Origin of the sequence: Acetobacter pomorum (assembly GCF_002738225.1) — a bacterium.
Classification (GTDB): domain Bacteria; phylum Pseudomonadota; class Alphaproteobacteria; order Acetobacterales; family Acetobacteraceae; genus Acetobacter; species Acetobacter pomorum.
Genome location: NZ_PEBQ01000042.1, coordinates 1 through 6250, shown reverse-complemented (window position 1 = coordinate 6250; position 6250 = coordinate 1). Strand labels below are relative to the sequence as shown.

Sequence of the window (6250 nt, the reverse complement as noted above, 5' to 3'; positions counted from 1 at the left end):
CTTCTACACCCCACCCACTCATAACGTCAACACCCAATTTCAGAAAAAATACATACTTGCGAATTTTTTATAGATATTCGCACAGGAAAGGTCCGGTACGGCTGTGTGGGTTATGCGCTATATCTGCTGGCGTGCCACTTGCAACAATTTGCCCCCCCTCATCTCCTGCTCCTGGCCCCATATCCAGCATCCAGTCACTTTGAGCGGCAAGGCGCATATCATGCTCAGCCAGCACAACGGTATGGCCCTGCGCTACAAGCTGACGCAATTGCCGAATAAGCCGATCTACGTCTGCTGGGTGCAACCCGGTTGTGGGCTCATCCAGAACATATAATATATGCCCTGCCCGCTTTTTCTGAAGTTCTGTCGCCAGCTTGATCCGCTGCGCCTCTCCTCCAGAAAGCGTTGTGGCAGGTTGGCCCAGGCGCAAATATCCTAAGCCCCCCTGCTGTAGGGTATCAAACCCATGCGCTATGTTGGGTGTATCGGCAAAAAACGCATGTGCTTCATCAACGCTCATGTTCAGCACATCAGCTATGTTGCGTCCTTTAAGGGTAATCGCCAGCACTTCTGGTTTATAGCGCGCCCCATGACATTCCGGGCATGGTGCATAGACACTGGGGAGAAATAACAGTTCCACCTCTATGGAACCCACACCTTCACAACGCGGACAGCGCCCCTTTGCAACATTGAACGAAAACCAGCCCGCATCCATTTTCTGCTGTTTGGCCTGTGGTTGGGCAGCAAACACTTGCCGGATCTGATCAAACAAACCTGTATAGGTTGCTAGGTTAGAGCGAGGCGTGCGGCCAATGGGTTTTTGATCCACCACCACAAGGCGCCGGATATTTTTCAATCCGCTTACAACCCGCCCTGCTGGTTCAGCCCCTTCTGCTACTTCAGGAAGGTCGTTTTCACTTGTTTCAGGCTGTTCAACTTGCTCTTTCTGCCCCAATGCCTTGGAAACGATATGAACCAATGCCTGACCAGCCAAACTGGATTTACCAGAACCGGAAATACCCGTTACAACTGTCATCACCCCCAAAGGCAATTTGAGTGCGACATTATGCAGATTGTTCCAATTTATATCTTCCAGACACAACCATCCTGTCGGTTTGAGAGGAGCAATCAGCTTATGCCTGCCCTCATCAAAAAGATATGGACGTGTACGGGAACGGGCAACAGATTTCAGCCCATCTATCGGGCCGCTATATAGAACCTCTCCCCCTTTTTCACCGGCATCCGGCCCAACATCCACCAACCACTCTGCATGACGGATCACCTGGCAGTTATGCTCTACTACCAAGAGCGAATTGCCTCCCTCAAGTAATCCATGCAGAGCTTTTAGCAATGCTTGCGTATCACATGGATGCAAGCCGGAGCTTGGCTCATCCAGCACATACAGAACGCCAAACAGATTGGAACGAATTTGTGTGCCTAACCGTAGCCGTTGATACTCACCGGGAGAAAGTGTTTGTACTCCCCGGCTTAACTGAAGGTAGCCAAGCCCTAGTTCCAAAAGGGTTTGCAAACGTTCTATCAAGGCTTCCACAATGCCATAAGCAGCAAGACCAGTGGCATCTGTTTTCTTTTTAAGCTGCTGGCTTTGCTCCTGCAAAAGGACCGTAATACTCTTGAGAGGCAAAGCTGAAAGCTCTGCAATATTGCGCCCAGCGAATAATACCTGAAGTGCCTCGGTTTTAAGCTTTTGCCCATGACACACAGGACACACACTACTGACCATGAAAGATGCAGCCCGCGCCCGCATTTTGGCACTTTGCGATTTTGTAAATGTATTCAGCACATACTGCCGTGCACCTGTAAATGTGCCATTATAATCTGCAGGCACACCATGCTTTATAGCTTCTAAAACTTGCTCATGTGTACGGCCTGGGTAAACAGGTTCGGTTGGTGTCTCTTTCGTATAAAGGATCCAATCACGCGTAGCCTTGGGCAAATCCCGCCACGGAATATCTACATTTACGCCACGGGTAATTAAAATATCCCGCAAGTTCTGGCCCTGCCATGCCGTAGGCCATGCGGCCACCGCACGCTGCCTGATACTAAGCGTATCATCTGGCACCAATGTTTTTTCTGTAACATCATAAATGCGCCCAAGCCCATGGCAACGAGGACAAGCCCCCATTGGCGTGTTGGATGAAAAATCTTCAGCCTCCAAACGGCTCATCCCTGCAGGATATGTGCCCGCCCGCGAATACAACATGCGCAATAGGTTTGAGAGTGTAGTCAGGCTTCCAACAGACGAGCGACTGCTACTGCCTCCTCTTTGCTGCTGCAATGCAACAGCTGGGGGCAAGCCCTCTATTGCATCCACAACAGGTACAGGCATCTGATTAAATAGCCGGCGTGCGTAGGGAGACACAGATTCCAGATACCGGCGCTGGGCTTCGGCATAAATGGTACCAAATGCCAGCGAAGATTTGCCTGACCCCGAAACACCCGTCATGACAACAAATTTGTCACGTGGCACGGAAACAGAAACGTTTTTCAGATTGTGTTCACGTGCCCCACGGACGCAAATCATATCGGCAGGGCTATGGGCAGAAGACTGTATTTTCATGGGAAGCATTATACGCCCCCTGTTTCTACCCTGTGGTATGGAAAAAAGAATAGGTGCCCTGCATAGAGCACTTTCTGCCGTTTAACACGGAAAATCAGGCACCTTAAAGTTTACAGGGTATCCTCTGTGGGACCATCGGAAAGCGCGCCTTCCCATTTGGCCGAAATAGCAGCCGCAAACCCATTGCCCAGCACATTGGTTGCGGTACGCATCATATCTAGGAAATGATCAATCCCAAGAATAAGCGCAATACCTGCCTCAGGCAGACCAAACTGCGGCAGAACAGCTACAAGCGTTACCAGCGAGGCACGCGGCACACCAGCAATACCCTTACTGCTGAGCATCATCACCAACAACATCAGAAATTGCTGAGACCACGGCATGTGGATACCATATGCCTGCGCAATAAAAATGGCACCGAAAGACTGGAACAGGATGGAGCCATCCATATTGAAGCTATACCCCAGCGGCAACACAAAACCACTGATACGGGTTGGCACGCCAAAATTTTCCAGTTTTTCGAGCAATAATGGATAAACAGATTCACTGCTGGCTGTTGCAAAGCCTAACAGAACAGGCTGCACCAGTTCATTGAGCAACGCTTTAATTCTGCGCCCCAGAACGAGAAAAGCAATGAAGGTAAGAACACCCCATTGCACAAAAATTGTCCCATAAAACTCCGCCAGAAACCGCCCATAATGCAGCAGCATACCGGCACCACTCTGCGCCACAGTGCCCATAATGGAGCCAAATACAGCCAATGGCGCAAGCACCATCACCATATCCGTCATACGCAACATGATATGGGCCAGTTCTTCCGTCCATTTCAGCATGGTTTCACCTGCCTTGCCGGCAGCTGGCAAGGCCACACCGAACAGAACTGAAAACACCACAATTTGCAGAATATCATTACGCGCCATGGCATCCATAACGCTGGTGGGCACCACATGCAGCAAAAATTCAACTGGCTCAAAAGGATGCTTCAGAGATGAAATATCGGACGGCAGAGGTGCGGAAAATCCATGTCCAGGCTGCAAAATATTAGCCGCAAACAGACCAATAAGAAGCGAAATGAAAGACATACTGATAAACCACAGCAAAACGCGCCCACCTACGCGCATTACCAAGGTATCATCCCCCAGCTTGCCAATACCGCTGACCAATGTTGCAAACACAAGCGGCGCAATAATCATGCGGATAAGCCGCAAAAAAAGCCCCGTTAACAAGGCTGCCACCTGATGCGCGGCTGAAATATAGGCCGGAAACAGATCATGCACCGCAAGCCCGCACACAATACCTAGCACAAGAGCAATTAGAATAGCGTAAGTGCGCCGTTTGGTATTGGAGGGTGAAGCAACCGCTGCCATTTCTTCTTCTTCCTCCCTTTAGGAGCCTGAATCCTGTCAAAAAGAAGGCTCATATAGGGAAGAAGATGCAAGAGGTCAAAACTGCGGGAAATAAAAATTATTTCCTTAACGTATCTTTTCCTTAAAAAGGCATATCATTACCTATGCACACAATAAAAAATGTTCTCATTCGGAATATTCAGGATTTAAAAACCATACCTTTTCTGCGGCAGGCACACATCCCTTCAGCCCGCCTTCTACATCAGTGCTCTCTAGGCATTTTATTGCATAATCGGCACCATAATACTTCTGGATCTCTTTCTGATTTACACTAAATGGAGGGCCTTTCATAAGGGATTGGTCATATTCCAAGGTAACAAGAAGCTGCTGCGCCTTATTCGAAATATTCATGAGATGCTTTGCATAAGTGGCACGCATGACTTGAGGCAAAGCTATCAGGGCAGCGCGATCATAAATCGCATGCACATCTCCCAGTAATTGGGATGAGAGCGCAAAAATATCACCCACAAAAATACAGATGTTTTCAGCTTCAAAACACAGCATGCCAGATGTAATATTGGATATACGGGGTGATATACCTAATTCAGAAAACAGCTGCTCTACGGCAATTTGGCTAAGTTCTATCCCCACCACATCCATTTCACGTTGCAGCAACCAGTGTATGTCTAATGTTTTGCCACATAATGGCACAAAGATGCGCGCACCTTTGTGAAGGTTTAAAACAGAAAAATGCTTCACCAATAGTGGGTTAACTGAGGGCAGATGAAAGCCAATTTGGTTTTTTTGCCATTTTACATTCCAGAATTGTGCATCCATTTTGGCCCTCTTACGCTATAAAATTACTCAGAACATGTTTATGCTGCCGACTTGAACAGCAACACAAACATTCTGCTTTTTCAGAATATTCAACGTTACACCTCGTATCAGAAAGTTGTCCCTCATGCGTAAACTTTATGTTTATGATCATTGCCCATTCTGCATTAAAGCCAGAATGATTTTTGGCCTCAAAAATATTCCTGTCTCGATCGTCGTGCTTCAAAATGATGATGAAGCAACACCTATCGGCATGATTGGCCAGAAAATGCTGCCGATTCTGGAAGAAAACGGACATTATATGGGGGAAAGTCTGGATATTGTTGCACATATAGACCGGGAAGGTACACCCATCCTAACCAAACCGGCCCGGCCTGAAATTGCAGATTGGATCAGTCGCTCCAATGCTCTGCTTTATAGGCAGTTTCTGCCCCGTGCAGCCGCAGCACCCTTTCCAGAATTTTCCACCACATCTGGACGCGCTTATTTTATCCGCAAAAAAGAAGCAGGAACTGGCCCTTTTTGCGAGATTTTAAGCGAAGGTTCTGAGGCACTTGTTCCTCTCAACGCCCTTCTGGAAGATTTGGCCCCACTTTTACCAGAAGTAACTACCCTTCAAGCACAGCTTTCTTATGACGATATTCACCTGTTTGCACAGTTGCACAGCTTTTCCATTATCAAAGGGTTAAATTACCCTGCTCCGGTAGAACATTACAGACAATTTCTTTCCGAGCGATCTGGCATTCCACTGCTTGATGGCATGGCTGTCTGATTATAAAAGTTTTTCCTGTTTTGTGTTTTCTTAGAAATCAAGATCAACAAAACAGGAAAAATTCATACTCATAAAGTTAAATGCAAATAACAATATAGTTATTTATAAATAAAACATTTTTAAAATAAATATAATTTATTTCATTTCCTAATTATAAAGTATTTTATAATTCAAGATAAATAATATATTTTATAAATTTTTCGTTGAAAATTTTATGAGAAAACATTATTAAGGCAATGTTATGACAACTGGCAGAAGGAGATCCCTTTCTTTTAGATTTGTAATTCCTCCTAAAAATCAAATGGTTTCGTTTTCTTGTTGTCTCGTGATGGGTGCCTGTTTTATATTGATGCATTAATATAAAACCATAATCTGTTTACTATCAGATTCTTCCCTCACCTCATCTGGCAAGCAGATACATCCAGCTATCGCATAGTGCCGCAGACCCGCTGCGCTTGTTATTTCCCTCAGACATATGTCCTGAGGCTTTTATGGTTAGAAGCCCCTTTGGCTTTCACCATTTAGGCGCGGACTTTCCCCGAACCGTATTTTCCACAAGATTCCGGAGTGAACAGCCATTTGGCATCACCCGGAGAATTGCAGTCAGCCAGCATATTCCGCACTTCGGTGGAATATCCCGTCAACGTGACGGTTGCCTGTGTAAAGAGGAGTATCTCCCCTTGAAACAGACAGACCCTCTGTCGCCTCCGCCTGCAT

At 46.7% G+C, this 6250-nt stretch carries 4 protein-coding genes; 1 reads left to right on the top strand and 3 read right to left on the bottom strand.

The features are described 5' to 3' along the window. Positions 1–67: 67 nt before the first annotated feature. The 3 genes from CSR02_RS03240 to tmpT all read right to left on the bottom strand — a co-directional run bounded on the left by CSR02_RS03240 (position 68) and on the right by tmpT (position 4764). Complete coding sequence (locus CSR02_RS03240; RefSeq protein ID WP_099540560.1) at positions 68–2581, bottom strand: excinuclease ABC subunit UvrA; 2514 nt, start codon at positions 2579–2581, stop codon at positions 68–70. Positions 2582–2691: 110 nt separating this feature from the next. Continuing rightward, entirely contained in the window at positions 2692–3948 is a 1257-nt protein-coding gene (locus tag CSR02_RS03235; RefSeq protein ID WP_099540559.1) for a dicarboxylate/amino acid:cation symporter, read from the bottom strand. 165 nt (positions 3949–4113) lie between these two features. Beyond that, complete coding sequence (gene tmpT / locus CSR02_RS03230; RefSeq protein ID WP_099540558.1) at positions 4114–4764, bottom strand: thiopurine S-methyltransferase; 651 nt, start codon at positions 4762–4764, stop codon at positions 4114–4116. Positions 4765–4888: 124 nt separating this feature from the next. On the opposite strand from tmpT, the gene grxB reads away from it, so the two are divergent. Next, positions 4889–5533 carry a glutaredoxin 2 gene (grxB, locus tag CSR02_RS03225; protein ID WP_099540557.1) on the top strand — a complete coding sequence of 215 codons (645 nt, stop codon included), beginning with the start codon at positions 4889–4891 and terminating at the stop codon, positions 5531–5533. The last annotated feature ends 717 nt before the right edge of the window (positions 5534–6250 follow it).